This is a genomic window from Calothrix sp. PCC 6303, assembly GCF_000317435.1.
In the GTDB taxonomy this organism is placed as follows: Bacteria; Cyanobacteriota; Cyanobacteriia; order Cyanobacteriales; family Nostocaceae; genus PCC-6303.
In genome coordinates, this window is record NC_019751.1 from 4,962,349 (window position 1) to 4,979,968 (window position 17,620).

Here is a 17,620-nt window from a genome sequence, read left to right on the forward strand (position 1 = left end):
GAAATATGGCATTATAGTTAGTTTGCAGTATACAAAGCTTGCGCGGCGTAAGTCGCTTGGTTTTCGCCCATGAGCCAGATTATTTGGTTAGCCAGACATGCTAATCGTCTCGATTTCGTAAATCCCGATTGGTTTCTTACGGCTGAATACCGCTATGATCCTCCATTGTCGGAAGATGGTTTTATTCAAGCACAGCAACTTGCCCAACGTTTAAGTGGCGAGAAAATTCATCATATTTTTGCTTCCCCCTTTCTCAGAACCGTCCAAACTGCCAGTGCGATCGCTGAAGTGCTAAACTTGCCAATTAAGTTAGAAACTGGTCTGAGTGAATGGTTAAACCCTGATTGGATGACAGAGGAACCCCAACGCATTTCCACTAGAGAACTAGCAGAGATGTTCCCCCACATCGATATCAGTTACACCCCCCAAATCGCCGCTAAGTACCCCGAAACTCGCGCCCAAGTCCGCGCCCGTTCTGGACAAACTGCCCGGTGCCTAGCGACAGAATACGCCCCTCAGAATATTCTTTTAGTAGGACATGGTGCCTCAGTTATGGGTGCAACCATCGGTTTAGCTGGAGAAACGGCAAATACTGGCGAAAAAGTTAGATTATGTAGTTTATTTAAAGTTGTTCGCCAGCATCCAGAGTGGATGTTGGAACTTAGCCACGATACTTCACATTTAACTGAAGTTGAAGAGGTTGTGAGATTAAATTAAATCAGGGAACAGGGAACAGTGAACAGTGATTAGATATATGGTAGGGAAATTAATCTAACTGATAACTGATAACTGCTAACTTCTAACTTCTAACTGCTAACTGATAACCGCTAACTGTTTACTTTTTACTGATAACTGATTATGACATTATTACTTGCTGGAGATATTGGCGGCACTAAAACAATCTTAAGATTAGTTGATATCTCCGACCCTCTAAATTGGCAAGATGTATATCAAGAAAGTTATGCCAGCGCTGAATTTATTGATTTAGTCCCCATAGTCCAGCAATTTATGCAAAGCGCAAATGTTCAAAGCAAAGCGGCAAAAGCTTGTTTTGGAATTGCGGGACCTGTGGTGAATAATACTGCAAAATTAACAAATTTAGCCTGGTATCTTGATACCGAAAGATTACAACAAGAATTAGCAATTACCCAGGTTTCTTTAATTAATGATTTTGCTGCGGTTGGTTATGGAATTTTGGGTTTGAAAGCTCAAGATTTATGTACTTTACAAAATGGTAAACCTCAGCCGGATGCTCCGATTGCAATTATCGGCGCTGGAACTGGTTTAGGACAAGGCTTTTTAGTTAAACAAGGTGAAAATTACCATATTTTCCCTTCTGAAGGTGGACATGCAGATTTTGCCCCTCGGAATGAATTAGAATTTCAACTTTTAAAATACCTGTTAGATAAACACAGTATCGAACGCATATCTGTGGAAAGAGTAGTTTCCGGACAGGGAATAGTATCAATTTACCAATTTTTACGCGATCGCGCTAAAGCACAAAGCCATGAATCTCCAGATATTGCTGCAGCAATTCGCACCTGGGAACAAGAAGCTGGACAACCGGAAAAAAGTATAGATCCGGGTGCCGTGATTGGGCAAGCAGGGCTGAGTGGACGCGATCGCCTATGCCAACAAACGCTAAAATTATTTGTTGAACTTTACGGTGCCGAAGCTGGAAACCTGGCACTGAAATTACTCCCCCACGGAGGTTTATATATTTCTGGTGGTATTGCCCCCAAAATCCTTCCCCTAATAGAAAATGGCGACTTTATGCTCAATTTCACCCAAAAAGGACGAATGCGAGGCATCCTCGAAGACATTCCCGTACATGTCGTTCTCAATCAACAGGTGGGATTAATTGGTGCTGCTATTTGTGCAGCTAGATTATAGGGAATGGGGAACAGATAACAGGTAACGATTTTCAGTTATTTGAACCACGTTTGGGGGTTTAATTCCCCTGCAACTAGCAAGCAGCGTTCTTATACCAATTTGAAAAAACAATCCGACAGATAGATATTTGTAGAGACGTAGCAGTGCTACGTCTCTACCGTTGGATGTGTTGCAATCATTATTTGAATTGGTATTACAAAGTTAAGTTGAGGTAAAGCCCTACAGTAGCGGCTGTCTTAATTGTCAAGTGCGTAGTTGACCACCGTAGGTATCGCACTGGCAATAAAACCTAACAAGCACAGAAATATTTATTCAGGATTTTTCAGAATCTTATTTATTATTTCCCAAGTTGGATTTATAATGGTATGTCTGGATAAATTTTAAACAAGAATTAAGTAAGGAAGCTCATGTCCCGATACAGAGGACCCCGCCTAAGAATTACTCGCCGATTAGGCGAATTGCCTGGATTAAGCCGTAAAAGTGCCCGTCGTGCTTACCCACCTGGACAACATGGTCAGAATCGTAAAAAGCGTTCTGAATATGCAATCCGTTTGGAAGAAAAGCAAAAACTCCGTTTTAACTACGGTGTAACCGAAAAGCAGTTATTGCGTTATGTGCGTAAAGCTAGACGTGTAACTGGTTCAACTGGACAGGTATTACTACAGTTGCTAGAGATGCGCTTAGATAATACAGTTTTCCGCTTGGGTATGGCTCCCACAATTCCAGCTGCACGTCAGCTAGTCAATCATGGTCACGTTTTGATCAATGGACGCGAAGTAAATATTGCTAGTTACCAATGTCGTCCTGGTGAAGTAATTTCGGTGCGTAATAACGACCGCTCCAAAAAATTAGTTGAAGCTAATTTACAATATCCTGGTTTGGCTAACCTTCCTAGCCATTTGGAGTTTGATAAAAACAAGATGGAAGGTAAGGTTAATGGTGTAATTGAACGTGAGTGGATTGCACTGCAAGTCAATGAGTTACTAGTTGTGGAATACTATTCACGACAAGCTTAATATTATCCACCGATTTGCGACATGGTGCGGCTGTAATTCCCTGTCGTAGTTCCGGATTCTCGCTGTTTAAAGTTTATTTCAGATTTTACCGTCAATAATTCCTGAATCTGCCCCTGTAGTTTGGTTGTACTAACCCCACTGCGGAGGGCAGTTTTTAAATCTATTTGTCCGGTTTCGTTCAGTAGGCAAGGACGTAACCAACCGTCAGCAGCAAGCCTGATTCTATTACAGCGATCGCAAAAACAATCCGACATCTGACTGATAAAGCCTAGTGTCCCTTTTGCCCCCGGAATCCGAAAAATATCAGCAGGACCAGCCCCACAAACTTGGCTTTCTGTCAATCCCCATTTAGTTCTAATTTGTTGACGCAATTCTGCCGAACTAATCCAGCCTTTGCCTTGAAATAAATCGCCGTTACCAATTGGCATAAACTCAATAAAGCGGACATGCCATTGTTTATCAATAGTTAATGCAGCTAAATCCAGGATTTCGTGGTCATTCACACCAGGAATCACCACCACATTTAATTTTAATGGATCAAAACCCACATCATGTGCCGTTTGAATACCATTCCAGACACTTTCCCATTTTAAGCGGGACGTAAGTCCTTTATTCCCGATGACTTGGTTAAATATATCCGCGTCCAAAGAATCCAAACTAATATTAATCCGTTTTAAACCCGCATCATAGAGATTTTGTGCCAGTGGTGCTAGTAAAAAACCATTAGTTGTCATCGATAAATCTTTAGTTTGGGGAAAACTGGCAATTTGTTCCACCAACTCCACCACACCACGACGTAACAAAGGTTCTCCACCAGTTAAGCGAAACCGAGTAAACCCAACTGGAATGAAAACTTCTTTGATAAGAGTCAGTAATTCTGCATTAGTTAATAAATCTTGCTGCAAAATGTAATCCAACTCTGCACCTTCCGGCATACAGTATTGACAACTAAAGTTGCAACGATCGATTAAGCTAATTCGGAGATAATCTACCTGGTTCATGGGATGTGGGATTTATTTTTTATTGTGACTGATATCCCAGCTTCCATGGTAAATTCTTCACTAGTACGTTGGTGAATTTCAATTATCAGCGTCATTTTCCGCCAGTATTTTCATGCCTTATTGTAAAATTTAGTACCTATAACCTCTCCATAACCCCTCCATCATCGACTATCCGTTAATCTAAATTGCTGACTGTAATAGCTGCCGCACAAGCTACTTATGCAAGATGCACTTACGGATACAAAAATAATTGGGGATATGATGAAAAATTTTAGCTACTCAGTGCTTAGACAAGTTACTACTGGACGTTTGTTGCGTAAAATGTCCTTACTGCTAGTAACTTTACCACTCTTGGTATCTGCAAGTAGCAGCTTGGTGGTTGCCAGAGAAAACGAGAACGCGATCGCACAATCATACGAGATTGGATTGTGGGGTGATTTACCCTATTCGGAAGCACAGGAAGTAGGTGTAACCAGACTCATCGATGACATGAATTCGCAAAAACTTGCTTTCACTGTCCATGATGGGGATCTTAAGGCAGGCTCTAATAGTCTTTGTGATGACGCGCTATACTCCAAGGCTCTTGGCTACTTCAACGCTTTGGAAGCACCAGCAATGTTCACCCCAGGTGACAATGATTGGACTGATTGCGATCGCCCTAGCAATGGGGGATACAATTCACTTGAACGGCTCGACTATGAGCGTAAAGTGTTTTTTAGCACAAATTTTTCTTTGGGGCAACGTCGGTTACGCCAACAAGTCCAAACTACACCATTGTGCCTTGGTGTCAATGGTTTTACACCCTGTGTTGAGAACCGCCGCTGGACGGTAGGCAGGGTTACTTACGTCACACTTAATATCCAGGGTTCCTGCAATAATCTATGCGACACTGCACCTAACCCAGAGGAATATGCGGCAAGGAATGCAGCCAATATTGCCTGGTTGAAAGAGACTTTTAAGGTGGCAAAGCAGCGCAAATCGGCAGCCGTGATGTTGATTTCTCAAGGTAATCCGGGGTGGGATTTGAGTGACCCCACTAGAGCACCTTTGCGAGATCCGAAGACATTGGTACAAACCGATGGGCAACCTGATGGCTTCAAAGACTTTTTATTGGCTTTGCGCGATGAAGCGATCGCGTTTCGTAAGCCGATTGCTTATGTACATGGTGACTCCCACTATTACCGGATTGACAAGCCTTTTCTAGATGTTCAAGGTAGAAGACTAGAAAACTTTACTCGTGTCGAGACATTTGGTAACAATCAGGCAAGCGGCACAAATGATGTTCAGTGGTTGAAGGTGACTGTAGATCCTCGTAGCCGCGAAGTGTTTTCATATCAACCACAGATTGTTCCTAGTAATAGAGTAGCAGTTCCGGCTCCTGGTTTCTAATCGGCAAGCTTGGGGAATTGGTTGATTTTACCCTTGGTGTACAGGAATGTGCAGCAGGGGTATTTTCTAGCGCTAATTGAACTAATTGAACAATAATTTAGTGATTGCGGAATCTAGCAGTCGCTCTTAGGGTTCCGTAGGAATATCGCGTGATGAGGTTATAATTGCAGCTTCAAGTCAAACTGTCCTTTTTTCAGTAAAAATACTTATTTTTTTACAAAACTTAAAATATATTCTCCGGGTTAACACGGTTGTGCTAAGAACTATGATATCTAAGTTTGTGGGGAGGACAACAGAAGTGATGAAGTTATTAACTCCAAAATATTTTCTGGTGATGTTTCTGATTTTAATCTCTGCTAATCCAGTGTTAGCACAGTCAAACGCAGAATTAACTAGAGCCGAAGTATACAAGTTGCAAAAACTGGTAGATTTGTTGTTGGCAAACAAACCAGCACGTCGAGCACAGTTGAAAGATTCAATACGTCCCTTAGATGCCGTTCAAACCAAAGCGCGATCGCGTGTTGATTTATTATTTAATGAAGGTACGGCTTTTGAGGTTGGTGCCAATAGTATTTTTAGATTTAAGCCAGGATTGCGAAGAGTGCAACTCAAAAATGGTCAAATTGTTGCAGAAACTATATTTGAATTGCAAGAAGGAACGATAGTTGCCATTATTCCCCCTGGCGGCGGTGTCACCACTGTGGAAATTCCCGGTAGCGGTAGGGTAGAAAGTAGTTTTGACCTGTCTTCACCTACACCCCAAAAAAAATCAAATAGTGATTCATTCTTTGTTGCTAAGAAGCTAGATGTTGTTTCTATCGGAAATTTTGGTTCGACTCCCATTAAAGTATTTAATCAAGATGGTACCCAATTCAAAAATCTTGAATCAGGAAAAACATTAGATATCAAAAATGGTGTATTGGGTGATGTAAAAACTTTCGATCTAGGTCGTTTTTATAGTAATACCAAGCTAGGAGCTGCTTTAGGTCCTGGACAAGAAAACTTGTTAATTAACCAACCACCTCAAGTTCAAGAAACATTTAGGGCAGTTAGAAAGGATACAATTGCCGCGTGGCAAGCACAGCAAAAATGGATCGAAGGACTCTGCACTTTAAATGGTAGGGGTGTTGCCAGTACATTGTCCAGTAACTGCATTAATACAAACTCGGATGATCCTTTACGCACATTTGAGGATAGACGTGATGTAGTTGTTCCCCCACGACAAGAACCCCAGATTCAACCTCCAATTACTGAACCTCCAATTACTGAACCTCCAGTTACTGAACCTCCAGTTACTGAACCTCCAACCCAACCTCGAGCTGAACCTCCAACCCAACCTCCTAATAATCAAACTCCTAATAATCAACCTGGAGTAATCAGATAATATGTACAGATATTCAATCACGCTTAATTCTTTAGTATTGCTACTATTGTGGGGTTGGAGCCAAAATCTGGTGTTAGCAAATCCTCATGAGAGTATCAATCAAACAGTACCTGTTGATCAAGCTCTCAATCTTGCACCAACAATAATTACTGAAAATAAAAATATTCCCACCCTTCCAGATTCCCCTGCAAATTCTCCGATTCCACAACCAACAGAACCTGAAAATTCTCCAGAAGCAGATGACTCAGACTTAGGAGAAATCAAAATTATTCCCACCCCCAAGCTGAAGCAACCACCACAACCACCACAACCAGATGTCCAACTGTTGTTACGTTCCTCTGGTTTTAGTAGTTCTAATATTACGGGTGTAGATTTTCTTCAACGTAGCGATACAGTATTTATCAATAGTGCCACCTTACTGGCAACACCCAAATTAGGTGCAGAAACCCGCTTAATTGCTGGGGTTAGTGGTGGTTTAGCCAGATTTGCCACCAAAGATGAATATAACTATAACTATCTCAACTTTAATGCAGCTATCCAACAACGAATAACACCAAAAGTCTATGGTCAACTAGGATGGGTGCAAGATAGACTATACTCGGTTTCATCAGATAAACGTCTTCTGCTTGATGACTCGGTTCGGTTTATCATCGCTCGTCAAGATTCGTTATCTTCACAGCTAAGATTAGACTCATATTACGAACTAAGGGCAAGTTTTTCTACCCCCAAAACCCAAAGTCGAATTGCTAATTCCCTGGGTACAAGATTAAAATATGACCTAACGCCTAAGTTACAAGGTGCATTAGATTATCGTCTCACTTTCAAAGATTATACCGAGCAGGAAAGGTTTGATACACAACATCAAGTTGGGTTAGATTTGGTTTACAACATCAACCAAGACTTATTTATCGGTAGCAGTGCTTCCTACTTATTTGGTTCTTCTTCCCAAAGCTTTACGAATATGGATAACTTTTCTGTGGGGATAAATTTGGGTTTGAATCTGCCACTATTTTAATAAGCATACTCACGTCCCGTGAAGTGTTATGAACTGGTATTTGGTTTTCCTATAATTCGATAATTTAGGATAGAAGTGGGAGAAAACCCACCATCTACCCCCCTACACACGACCTACGAGCTAAACTAGATTAGATAGACCTGAAAAAGTTATTTTCACAAAATTCAGAGATATCTCTGAACATTTACAAAAAAGAACACCGTCACGGCTAGGGCTTAGTTGGTGCCAGTAGACCAAAGGTTATAATTATGGAAAATCTGCAAGTAAATCAATTGACGAAACACCACCCAGTTAAACGTTTAGCTTTAGCGGGTGCTTTAGCAGCTAGTTTGCTAGTGTTACCAGGTATAGGCAATTCCCCCGCGTCAGCGCAAAAAAATGAGCGGGAATTGAACTATGGTGAGTTGATTAAAAAAGTTCAAAACGATGAAGTGAAGCGGGTTGAGTTGGATGAAACCGAACAAATCGCTAAGGTTTATCTGAAAAATCAAAAGCCAGATACACCACCTTTACAAGTGCGGCTTTTAAATCAAAATGGCGAATTAATCGCTAGACTCAGAGATAAAAGGGTTGATTTTGGTGAGTCATCCTCAACAGGTAGTCGTGCTGCCGTGGGGTTATTAATTAACTTAATGTGGATTTTGCCCTTAGCGGCATTAATGTTGCTATTCTTGCGACGTTCCAGTAATGCTTCTAACCAAGCGATGAACTTTGGTAAAACCAGAGCACGGTTTCAAATGGAAGCAAAAACAGGGATAAAATTTGAAGATGTGGCGGGAATTGAAGAAGCCAAAGAAGAATTAGCCGAAGTAGTTACATTCCTCAAACAACCAGAAAAATTTACCGCAGTTGGTGCGCGGATTCCTAAAGGTGTACTTTTAGTTGGTGCACCCGGTACTGGTAAGACTTTACTAGCAAAAGCGATCGCAGGTGAAGCCGCAGTCCCATTCTTTAGTATTTCTGGCTCAGAATTTGTGGAAATGTTCGTCGGTGTCGGTGCTTCCCGTGTCCGGGATTTATTTAAAAAAGCCAAGGAAAATGCCCCCTGTATAATCTTTATCGATGAAATCGACGCAGTGGGAAGACAACGCGGTGCCGGAATTGGTGGGGGAAATGATGAACGAGAACAAACCCTCAACCAACTACTTACGGAGATGGATGGTTTTGAAGGTAACAACGGCATCATCATTATTGCCGCCACAAACCGCCCAGATGTCCTAGATGCCGCACTTTTACGCCCTGGACGCTTCGACCGCCAGGTAATAGTTGATGCACCAGACCGCAAAGGACGCTTGGAAGTTCTCCAAGTTCATGCGCGGAATAAAAAATTAGATCCTACAGTTTCCCTAGAAGTAATTGCCAGACGTACACCAGGTTTTACAGGTGCAGACTTAGCCAATCTTCTCAACGAAGCCGCAATTCTCACCGCACGTCGTCGCAAAGAAGCAATTACCACACTAGAAATTGACGATGCCATCGATCGCTTAACTATTGGTTTAACTTTAAATCCATTACTGGATAGCAAGAAAAAACGCCTCATTGCCTACCATGAGATTGGACATGCCCTCCTCACAACATTACTTGAGCATTCCGATCCCCTCAACAAAGTTACCATCATTCCTCGTTCTGGCGGTGTTGGCGGCTTCTCCCAGCAAATTCCCAATGAGCAAGTAATTGATAGCGGACTTAATACCCGTGCCAGAATGAGAGATGGCATCACCATGACTTTGGGTGGAAAAGCAGCAGAAGTGGAAGTTTTTGGCGAGGCTGAGGTGACAAATGGCGCACTGTCTGACTTGAAAATGGTGACTAATATTGCCAGAAAAATGGTGACGGTGTACGGGATGACTGATGTCGGTTTGCTGGCATTAGAAAGTCAGAATCAGGATGTATTCTTAGGTCGTGACTGGGTGACACGAAACGAATATTCTGAAGAAGTAGCTGTTAAAATCGATCGCAAAGTTCGGGAAATAGCAAATCATTCTTACCAAGAAGCGCGGCGAATTATCCGTGAAAACCGTGATTTGGTAGACCGTTTGGTGGATTTGTTAGTGGAACAGGAAACCATCGAAGGTGAACAATTCCGGCAGATTGTTTCCGAATACACAAAGCTACCAGAAAAGGAATTAGCAAAGTCAGGTGTTTAGAGGTTAGGGACTTGCAATTAAATAATATACCGATATACCAATCAGACTTTACCGTTTTATGATGGATTCAGAGTTTTCATCTGGTACTTTATTTTGACGCTAGTCCCTTAAGCTTCCCCGTCTTTAAAGCTGCCGTGTACATCAATACCTTCGCCATTTTACGAGAAATAAAGCTTTCAGTCTCCACGGTAAATTAAGGGTTTCTGTTTTTTTGGCAAAACTAAAAGCCGTATAAACATGGTGCTGATTTTACCGTAGAGGGCTTTATTTACGTTCTTTACCCCATAAGGGTTTTAAGCTTTTGCCGTCGGCTGAAAATAAAACCCTTATTTTTTCAGGAATCCGATGATTTTGGATGGCTTTTGTGATACTCCGTTTTGGGGAAGGTATTGGTTAAGTTAAACAGGAAAGAATTTCTCCTTGTTAATTTTTAATCTTTTTTCTTAACCTACAAGTATTGATCTAAAATTGAAGCCCAAAATCCCAATTCTCAAATGCCGTGAGGTTCTAAATGAAAGTAGCTGTCTTCAGTAAAAAAGCCTACGACAAAAAGTTTTTGGAAATAGCAAACACAAACCAACAATATGAGTTTGCATTTTTCGATCCCCACCTAAATAAAGATACAGCAATACTTGCCACAGGATTTCCCGCAGTTTGCATTTTTGTCAACGATGAAGCTGATGCAAAAACCCTGGAAATTCTTGCCGCAAACGGTACACATTTACTTGCCCTCCGTTGTGCTGGATTTAACAACGTAGATTTAAAAGCTGCTTCCGAATTCGGTATTACAGTAGTTCGCGTTCCTGCATACTCACCTCAGTCAGTCGCAGAACATACCATCGCAATGATTCTTTGCCTCAATCGCAAGATTCACCGTGCTTACAACCGTGTCAGAGAAGGCAATTTTTCCCTCGATGGATTGATGGGATTTGACCTGCGTGATCGCACTATTGGTATCATTGGTACAGGCAAAATTGGGTTAATTGTCAGCCAAATTCTCAAAGGATTTGGTTGTAAACTGCTCGCTTATGATGTATATCGCAATCCCGAAGTCGAAGCGTTGGGAGCAAAATATGTCGAACTTCCAGAACTTTTTGCCAATTCTGACATTATCTCACTACATTGTCCCCTCATACCAGAAACCCATCACCTCATCAACAGCGATGCGATCGCACAAATGAAACCTGGTGTGATGTTAATTAATACTAGTAGAGGTGCTTTAATTAATGCCAAAGCTGTGACTAGAGGCTTAAAATCTGGCAAAATTGGCTCACTAGGTTTGGATGTATACGAAAAAGAATCTGACTTATTCTTTGAAGATTTGTCAGGAACCATCATCCAAGATGACGTTTTTCTCCGTCTGACAACCTTTCACAACGTCCTGATTACTGGACACCAGGCATTTTTCACTGAGGAGGCGTTAAGCAATATTGCGGAGACAACACTGAAAAATATTACTGAAGTTATGCAGGGAATTTCCTGTGTCAACGAGATTCAAGCAGAACCGAAAATTTTATCGAAGACAGGTATAACCTGAATTTTCATTAGCAGAGCCAGAATAAAATAACCTCTTGCCTGTTCTTGCATTAGTAGCAGGCAAGATGCCTGCACCAGAATAAATTTTGGGGGTTTAATTCCCCAGCAATCAACGACGGCAGAGCGTTTTGTGTCGGGGCGGCACGTTTGCGGAGTCGGATGACCCCGCAAACTTTAACGGAGGCACAGCCCCCGTTAAGTTTGCGCTAAATCCCCGTTACAAAACTTACTCATTACTCATGACTTATTTTTTAATACCCCGAATCCCGAATATATTTCGACTCGTCGATTCTAATTTGTCTTTGTTGCTGAGTAAAACGGGGTCTAGATTGGCTAGAGGCTGGTTGCTGTTGTGAGAACATAGCCCGTAAAACCATCGCCGGGTCTACATAATTTCCAGCATACTTTAACCCCCAATGAAGATGGGGTCCAGTGCTGCGTCCAGTTGTACCAACACGCCCTATCCTCACACCTGCGGGGATTTGCTGTCCTTCCCAAACTAAGATTCCTCCCTGACGATCGATTAAATAACGTCTACCGGAATCAATACCAGCACTTCCATGCATATGACAGTAAGTATGTTGCCATTGACCTGATTGAATCACAATGTGGGTTCCACAGGCACCTTGATCAGAAACTTTGACAACAGTACCACCCCACCAATTACGGATATAACTTCCGTTAGGTGCAGCAATATCCAAACCACTGTGGAATTCCCAGTTGCTTCCCCCGGTTGCCGATTGACGGTAGCCAAAAGGTGAGGTGTAAGCTTGAAAATGTTCCACTGGAAATGATGCTGCTTGCCAGCCAATATTCGCGGTTGCGATTTGCTGAGATTGAGATTTGTAAATTTGGGCTTGGACTGCTGCTGGTTGAGGCAGCAGACTGATAAAGGTTGTTAAACTCAATCCTAATAGAAAGAATTTGCCCCCAAATTTGATGGATTTTTTTCCCCACTGAATCATGTTTTAATTCCTTGTGGTAATAGGATTGGTTTGCCTATTACCAGTGTCAATACTCATTAATATGCTCATTTTCTCAATAAATTTGGAAAATGTATGTATATACACACCATTGACATCAGACGTAGTTCAAAACTTTATGTTGCGATCCAATTTTTAGCTAAACTCTTCTAAGGGGTAGAACAACGCCAAAATAACATCAAGGCAGTAAAATATATAGCTGTTCAACAATTTATGCGATCGCTATCATGTCTCAGCCACCGCTGAATCAATCAATGCTGGAACCTAGTGCTACAGCCTCAACCCTCAAACGATTACGTCAACTTGCCCGTCTACTAGATAAAGCTGTTGTCATTCCCGGAACAAAATTAGGTATCGGTTTAGACCCCATCCTGGGATTACTACCTGGTGGGGGAGACTTCTTGGGAATTATGCTTTCTGCCTATATAGTCTTAGAAGCTGCCAGACTAGGCGCATCCAAAGCAACATTAAGCAGAATGGTATCAAATATCGTCATCGATAGCTTAGTGGGAACAGTTCCCGTCGTTGGTGACTTATTTGATTTTGCCTGGACTGCAAATACCAAAAACATTACATTACTGGAAGCACATCTTCAGTCTCCTAGACAAAATCAAGCTGCTGACAAAGTATTCGTTGCTTTGATTATGGGAGGATTATTACTAATATCTGTTGTGGTAGTGGCATTAACCGTAATTCTTTATCGTTTTATCTCTGGTGCTTTACTCGGCTTATTATCGATGATTTTGGGATAAGTAAATAATCCATGAAAGATTGGTGGCAAAGAACATTTCCCCAGGGAAGACAAAGCCTAAAAATTATTGATGCAGATGGTTTCCCTGTACAGATTGCTTATGGTGAGATTGGTACAGGTAAACCTTTATTTTTACTGCACGGTATTGGTAGCTGGAGTTTTAATTGGCGTAGCAGTATTCAGCCTTTGTCGAAGCATTTTCGAGTTATTTGTTGTGATGCCAAAGGTTATGGTTTTTCTGAAAAACCCCTATTTCGGCGCGAACATAGTGGTCATCAAGTGATTGAGTTGGGAAGAATTATTCGGGCTTTGTGTGATGAACCTGTTGTAATAGTTGCCGAATCATTGGGTGCATTAACTGCCTTAGCTTTGGCAGAAGAAAGCCCTCAATTAATTGCTGAATTAGTTGTTGTTAATGTTCCGATTTTTGCCCAACATCTACCTCATTGGGCAATGTCTGTGATTTCCAAAATTCCGATTGAATTGATTCAAGCAATTGATTTATCTCGCCTAGCATATCTAATTGCCCCTTTAGTTAGGGAAATTATGGCAATTGAAAGGCGTGGAGTGTTATATGATCCATCTATACTAACATCAGAAGATATTTATTGGATGACTTATCCTTATATTGAATTTCCTGGTGCTTTAACTAAGATTGCTGAGGAATTACAAATTGCAGCTAGAGAAATTGAAAAACATCAAAAAAAACAAAATAATTGGTTAAGTCGGATCCAAAGTAACTTGAACAAAATTCAAAGTCCGACTCTAATTTTGTGGGGAGAACAAGATAGCTGGTTTCCTGCTAGTGATGGCGTAAAACTCCAGCAACATATATCCAACTCGCAATTACAAATTTTGGCTAATTGTTGCCATGATGCATCTTTTGGTTCTGCTGCCGAGATCAATCAGGCTGTGATCAAATTTTTGGAAGATATTTAAACCGAGATTTTTTTGAAAAATATATCACCAAACATCTTGCCTCTATCTAATACCGATTTGAAAAAACAACGCGACAGATACATATTTGTAGAGACGTAGCACTGCTACGTCTCTACCGTTGCATGTCTTGCAATCATTATTTCAATTGGTATAAGTTGTCAGAAAATCAATGATTTCTGCAAATTCCAGAGGTGCTGAAAAATAAAAAATGAGTGGGAGGACGCTTATCAATCGCAGTCAACTCCCACCCTTGCATTTGCCGCTGAAGAGTCTAGAAAATATATACAAGTACTGTGATTTAGGGGGCTAATCTGTGGGTCAGTACAGCATTTATATATATTATTTTTCTAGTGCAGCAAATGTCAAACTTTATGATTTAAAAACTTTTTTTGAATAACACATAGTTTCGTAATTTGTGTACATTTTTGAGAATAAGCCTGACTGAAATCTCAGAAATAATTACTAGCAATTTAGTAATTAAAATTGAATAAAGTGGTAGTTTTACACCCTGACAACAACACCCTTGAAGTCGTTTAGCTATTTAAATGTACCCAATTAAAACTAAGTTGAGTTGCCATTTTGGCAAATTGCTAGTTATTTTTTAACCGGAAGAAAAAACTAAAAATAAAACAAAATAGTCAAGATTTCATAGCATTGATAAAAATTCCTCAAATACTTTTGCAGCAAGTATTTGAGGAACTTTTCATCTCAAAATTATGGTAATTTTACTCAGAATAGAGATATATGTAATTCTGTGACTTCCAATACAAATAATCAAAGTGACGTTGTGCTATGCACTTCCTGAGAGCAAATTAAGATTGATATTCTCGTAGACAATCAGCAATGATATCGAGGCGGAAATTATCAACTAAATTATTCAGGGTTTGGGCAAGTGCAGATTGGTTTGGCGGAATTTGCTGGATGAGGGTGATGATTTTTTCTTCATTCAGGGCACAAGCTTCAGAATATAGTTGTTGTAACCAAAGCTTTGGCATCATCTGAAAATCCTCGCAGCTAAGTTGGGTTGGATGGGAATTTTGGGAGGATTCAAGTTTATTTTCTGTTTCCCGGAGATAGCGAATACCAAGATGTTGAGCAATTTTCTCATACAGTAGGTCTTCGGCAAATGGTTTACTGATATAGTCGTCGCATCCAGCTTCAAATATTGCTGCCTGCTGTTCTTCAAAAACGCTAGCTGTCAGGGCAATAATTACTGTTGCTGTTGTTTTTGTTTGAACTTCCCGTACTATGGTGGTGCCATAGTTGGATGAGTATGGATTTGCTTCTGCTAGCCGGATTCGCTTAGTTGCTTCATAGCCATCAATAATTGGGATGCGAATATCCATCAAAATGAGATTTGGCTGCCAGTTGTGCCAAATACTTACCGCTTCTTCTCCATTACTAGCATGATGAATTTCAAAGCCAAATCTCTGAAGTAATCGGATGAGTAAAAGCCGGTTTTCTTCAATATCCTCAACTATGAGGATTCGATATTGAGGTTGGTGAGGTTCTAAACCGATAATTTTTCCTGGAGGTGTTTTGATTTGAATATCGCTGACAGGAATATAACTACCTTGGATATTGAAACTAAATGTTGAACCTTGAGCAAAAATACTGTTAACACTGATATCCCCTCCCATTAACCTGACAAATTCACGACTAATAGCTAATCCTAAACCTGTCCCTTCCATTGATTGCTTACCAATTTGAGTCTGGACAAAGGGGGTAAATAAGCTATTGATTTCTTCTGGGAGAATACCGGAACCTGTGTCAATTATTTCAAATATTAAAGAATCGGGAAGGGCTTTTACACATAGTCGAACACTTCCTTCTTGGGTAAATTTAATGGCATTACCAAGCAAATTAATTAAAACTTGGCGAAGTTTTCCTTCGTCAGTTTGGATGTAGTGGGGAATATCGCCGATATTTTCAAATTGAAGATGCAAACCTTTGGCATTTGCTCGAAGTTGGAACATTTGTTCCATAGAATATAATAATTCGTGTAAATCGAAGCAGGTTGGGGTGAGAACGATATGTCCTGCTTCAATTTTCGACATTGAGAGAATATCATTGATGAGTTCCAGTAGATGCTTGCCGCTACGGTTGATGATTTCGACATGTTGCTGTTGTCGATTGCTGAGGGGTTCATCCCTTGTGAGTAACTGACTGAAGCCGAGGATGGCGTTGAGGGGGGTTCTCAGTTCATGACTCATATTGGTGAGGAAAGAACTTTTAGCATGGTTAGCGGCTTCTGCTGCTTGCATTGCCTGTTGGAGGGCAAGATTTTTCTCCATTAGTTCTTGGGTACGTTCCTGAACCTTTTGTTCTAGGGTTTGGGCGTAATTAGCGATCGCTTGATGGGATAATTGTAGTCCCTGCCATAACAGGTACCCACGAGTAATTAATCCAGCTGATACTAGGGCAGCTACTGGCGCAGCTACACTTACCCACCAGCCAGCTATAAATAACAAATAACCACATCCAATTAAAGATGCGATCGCACCCGGTAATAATACCACTGCCCAACCTAATAGGGAGCCAGAAGGCATTAAGATAGAACGGGAATGTGGCATCCGAATTTTACGCACATTAAATTCCCAACCCAAGGTTGTACCAACACATGACCACAACCATATCCATAACCATCCCAATGGTTGCGGTAAACCTCGTAATAATTTTCTACCATCTAAGGCTGCACTAACTATCTCACTGGCAAGATCTGCGTGAACTTCTACTCCTGACCAGGTAGTACTAGTATTTATCGTGTAAGGTGTGTAGTAGCTTTCTCCTAAACTACTGCTGGCAATTGAACCGATGAGGACTATGCGTCCACGCATCAAGTGATGGGGTATATGATTTTCTAAAACATCGCTAACGGAAATTCGCGGAAATTGCTGTTTTAAGCGGTGAAAATTAGCTAAGATTTGATATCCACCAACATCCGCCCGACTGTAACCACCATCATTTTCTTGGAGGGGGATAAATTTGGCTTTTCCCAGTTGAATCGCACCATTTTTATTTTGGGTTTTGATGTTTTTAGCTTTTAAATAATGAAGAGCAAGTTTTGTCCCCAGAGTCATGATGATTTTGCTACCAGATTTGGAGTTATTTTCACGAATCCGCACTGATAGTAAGTGACGGCGGAATTTTCCATCTCCATCAAGTACTAAGTCACTAGCTGCTATTTGATCGCGTTTTTCTAGGATAATTGGCGGTTCTATTAGTCCACTAACATCACTTGAGACTTTTTTAATGCCAATTAAATTAGGTGTATTTTCGTAGATTGCTGTTAGCTGCTCATGTCCAGAACCCACTGGTAGGTTGCGAAATAAATTAAGTCCAATAACTGAGGGTTGTTGCTGCTTGATTTTGTTCAGTAGGTTTGCTAAGGTTGCATCGTCAATTGGCCATTGTCCTAACTTGGAGATATCAGATTCGCCGATGGTAACTAAAACTATCCGCGATTCTCCTAATTCTGTTGGACGCAGGCGAAACCATTGATCGAGTATTGCATGTTCTATGGCTTGGAAGGCTGCTACATACTGTAGAATAATGATTACCATGGT

Annotated in this window: 13 protein-coding genes; 10 read left to right on the forward strand and 3 right to left on the reverse strand. The window is 41.0% G+C overall.

The window, feature by feature from the left end:
• Nucleotides 1-69 precede the first annotated feature (69 nt).
• The 3 genes from CAL6303_RS20205 (at nt 70) to rpsD (ending at nt 2,909) form a co-directional block, all read left to right on the forward strand.
• Complete coding sequence (locus CAL6303_RS20205) at nt 70-717, forward strand: histidine phosphatase family protein (RefSeq protein WP_015199693.1); 648 nt, start codon at nt 70-72, stop codon at nt 715-717.
• Between the two features lie 141 nt (nt 718-858).
• Entirely contained in the window at nt 859-1,893 is a 1,035-nt protein-coding gene (locus CAL6303_RS20210; RefSeq protein ID WP_015199694.1) for a glucokinase, read from the forward strand.
• A 407-nt stretch (nt 1,894-2,300) separates the two neighbouring features.
• Nucleotides 2,301-2,909 (forward strand): 30S ribosomal protein S4, encoded by a 609-nt coding sequence (rpsD, locus tag CAL6303_RS20215; RefSeq protein WP_015199695.1) that lies wholly within the window; start codon nt 2,301-2,303, stop codon nt 2,907-2,909.
• A 2-nt stretch (nt 2,910-2,911) separates the two neighbouring features.
• Here rpsD and moaA read toward each other — a convergent pair whose 3' ends face one another.
• Nucleotides 2,912-3,910, reverse strand: coding sequence for a GTP 3',8-cyclase MoaA (moaA, locus tag CAL6303_RS20220; protein ID WP_015199696.1), 999 nt, complete (start codon nt 3,908-3,910; stop codon nt 2,912-2,914).
• 219 nt (nt 3,911-4,129) lie between these two features.
• Between moaA and CAL6303_RS20225 the strand changes: the two genes are divergently transcribed.
• From CAL6303_RS20225 to CAL6303_RS20245, 5 genes are all read left to right on the forward strand, one after another.
• Nucleotides 4,130-5,299, forward strand: coding sequence for a hypothetical protein (locus CAL6303_RS20225; protein ID WP_015199697.1), 1,170 nt, complete (start codon nt 4,130-4,132; stop codon nt 5,297-5,299).
• Between the two features lie 265 nt (nt 5,300-5,564).
• Complete coding sequence (locus CAL6303_RS30840) at nt 5,565-6,683, forward strand: hypothetical protein (protein ID WP_203225931.1); 1,119 nt, start codon at nt 5,565-5,567, stop codon at nt 6,681-6,683.
• Between the two features lies 1 nt (nt 6,684).
• Nucleotides 6,685-7,698, forward strand: coding sequence for an outer membrane beta-barrel protein (locus CAL6303_RS20235; RefSeq protein ID WP_015199699.1), 1,014 nt, complete (start codon nt 6,685-6,687; stop codon nt 7,696-7,698).
• 248 nt (nt 7,699-7,946) lie between these two features.
• Nucleotides 7,947-9,845, forward strand: coding sequence for an ATP-dependent zinc metalloprotease FtsH (gene ftsH, locus CAL6303_RS20240; RefSeq protein WP_015199700.1), 1,899 nt, complete (start codon nt 7,947-7,949; stop codon nt 9,843-9,845).
• Nucleotides 9,846-10,356: 511 nt separating this feature from the next.
• Entirely contained in the window at nt 10,357-11,382 is a 1,026-nt protein-coding gene (locus tag CAL6303_RS20245) for a 2-hydroxyacid dehydrogenase (protein ID WP_015199701.1), read from the forward strand.
• Nucleotides 11,383-11,632: 250 nt separating this feature from the next.
• On the opposite strand, the gene CAL6303_RS20250 is transcribed toward CAL6303_RS20245, so the two are convergent.
• Nucleotides 11,633-12,346, reverse strand: a complete 714-nt coding sequence (locus tag CAL6303_RS20250) for a M23 family metallopeptidase (RefSeq protein ID WP_015199702.1) — start codon at nt 12,344-12,346, stop codon at nt 11,633-11,635.
• A gap of 245 nt (nt 12,347-12,591) precedes the next feature.
• Here CAL6303_RS20250 and CAL6303_RS20255 point away from each other — a divergent pair, with 245 nt between their 5' ends.
• Both CAL6303_RS20255 and CAL6303_RS20260 read left to right on the forward strand, forming a co-directional pair.
• Nucleotides 12,592-13,116: a DUF4112 domain-containing protein gene (locus tag CAL6303_RS20255; RefSeq protein WP_015199703.1), complete on the forward strand. Its 525-nt coding sequence runs from the start codon at nt 12,592-12,594 to the stop codon at nt 13,114-13,116.
• Between the two features lie 11 nt (nt 13,117-13,127).
• Nucleotides 13,128-14,054, forward strand: coding sequence for an alpha/beta fold hydrolase (locus CAL6303_RS20260; RefSeq protein ID WP_015199704.1), 927 nt, complete (start codon nt 13,128-13,130; stop codon nt 14,052-14,054).
• Nucleotides 14,055-14,866: 812 nt separating this feature from the next.
• Here the strand turns inward: CAL6303_RS20260 and CAL6303_RS20265 are convergent.
• Nucleotides 14,867-17,617, reverse strand: coding sequence for a CHASE2 domain-containing protein (locus CAL6303_RS20265; protein WP_144051068.1), 2,751 nt, complete (start codon nt 17,615-17,617; stop codon nt 14,867-14,869).
• Nucleotides 17,618-17,620: the final 3 nt, after the last annotated feature.

Coding starts and splice junctions, on each gene's coding strand:
- CAL6303_RS20205 (WP_015199693.1), top strand. CDS start 70: ATGAGCCAGATTATTTGGTTAGCCAGACATGCTAATCGTCTCGATTTC.
- CAL6303_RS20210 (WP_015199694.1), top strand. CDS start 859: ATGACATTATTACTTGCTGGAGATATTGGCGGCACTAAAACAATCTTA.
- rpsD (WP_015199695.1), top strand. CDS start 2,301: ATGTCCCGATACAGAGGACCCCGCCTAAGAATTACTCGCCGATTAGGC.
- moaA (WP_015199696.1), bottom strand. CDS start 3,910: ATGAACCAGGTAGATTATCTCCGAATTAGCTTAATCGATCGTTGCAAC.
- CAL6303_RS20225 (WP_015199697.1), top strand. CDS start 4,130: ATGCAAGATGCACTTACGGATACAAAAATAATTGGGGATATGATGAAA.
- CAL6303_RS30840 (WP_203225931.1), top strand. CDS start 5,565: ATGATATCTAAGTTTGTGGGGAGGACAACAGAAGTGATGAAGTTATTA.
- CAL6303_RS20235 (WP_015199699.1), top strand. CDS start 6,685: ATGTACAGATATTCAATCACGCTTAATTCTTTAGTATTGCTACTATTG.
- ftsH (WP_015199700.1), top strand. CDS start 7,947: ATGGAAAATCTGCAAGTAAATCAATTGACGAAACACCACCCAGTTAAA.
- CAL6303_RS20245 (WP_015199701.1), top strand. CDS start 10,357: ATGAAAGTAGCTGTCTTCAGTAAAAAAGCCTACGACAAAAAGTTTTTG.
- CAL6303_RS20250 (WP_015199702.1), bottom strand. CDS start 12,346: ATGATTCAGTGGGGAAAAAAATCCATCAAATTTGGGGGCAAATTCTTT.
- CAL6303_RS20255 (WP_015199703.1), top strand. CDS start 12,592: ATGTCTCAGCCACCGCTGAATCAATCAATGCTGGAACCTAGTGCTACA.
- CAL6303_RS20260 (WP_015199704.1), top strand. CDS start 13,128: ATGAAAGATTGGTGGCAAAGAACATTTCCCCAGGGAAGACAAAGCCTA.
- CAL6303_RS20265 (WP_144051068.1), bottom strand. CDS start 17,617: ATGGTAATCATTATTCTACAGTATGTAGCAGCCTTCCAAGCCATAGAA.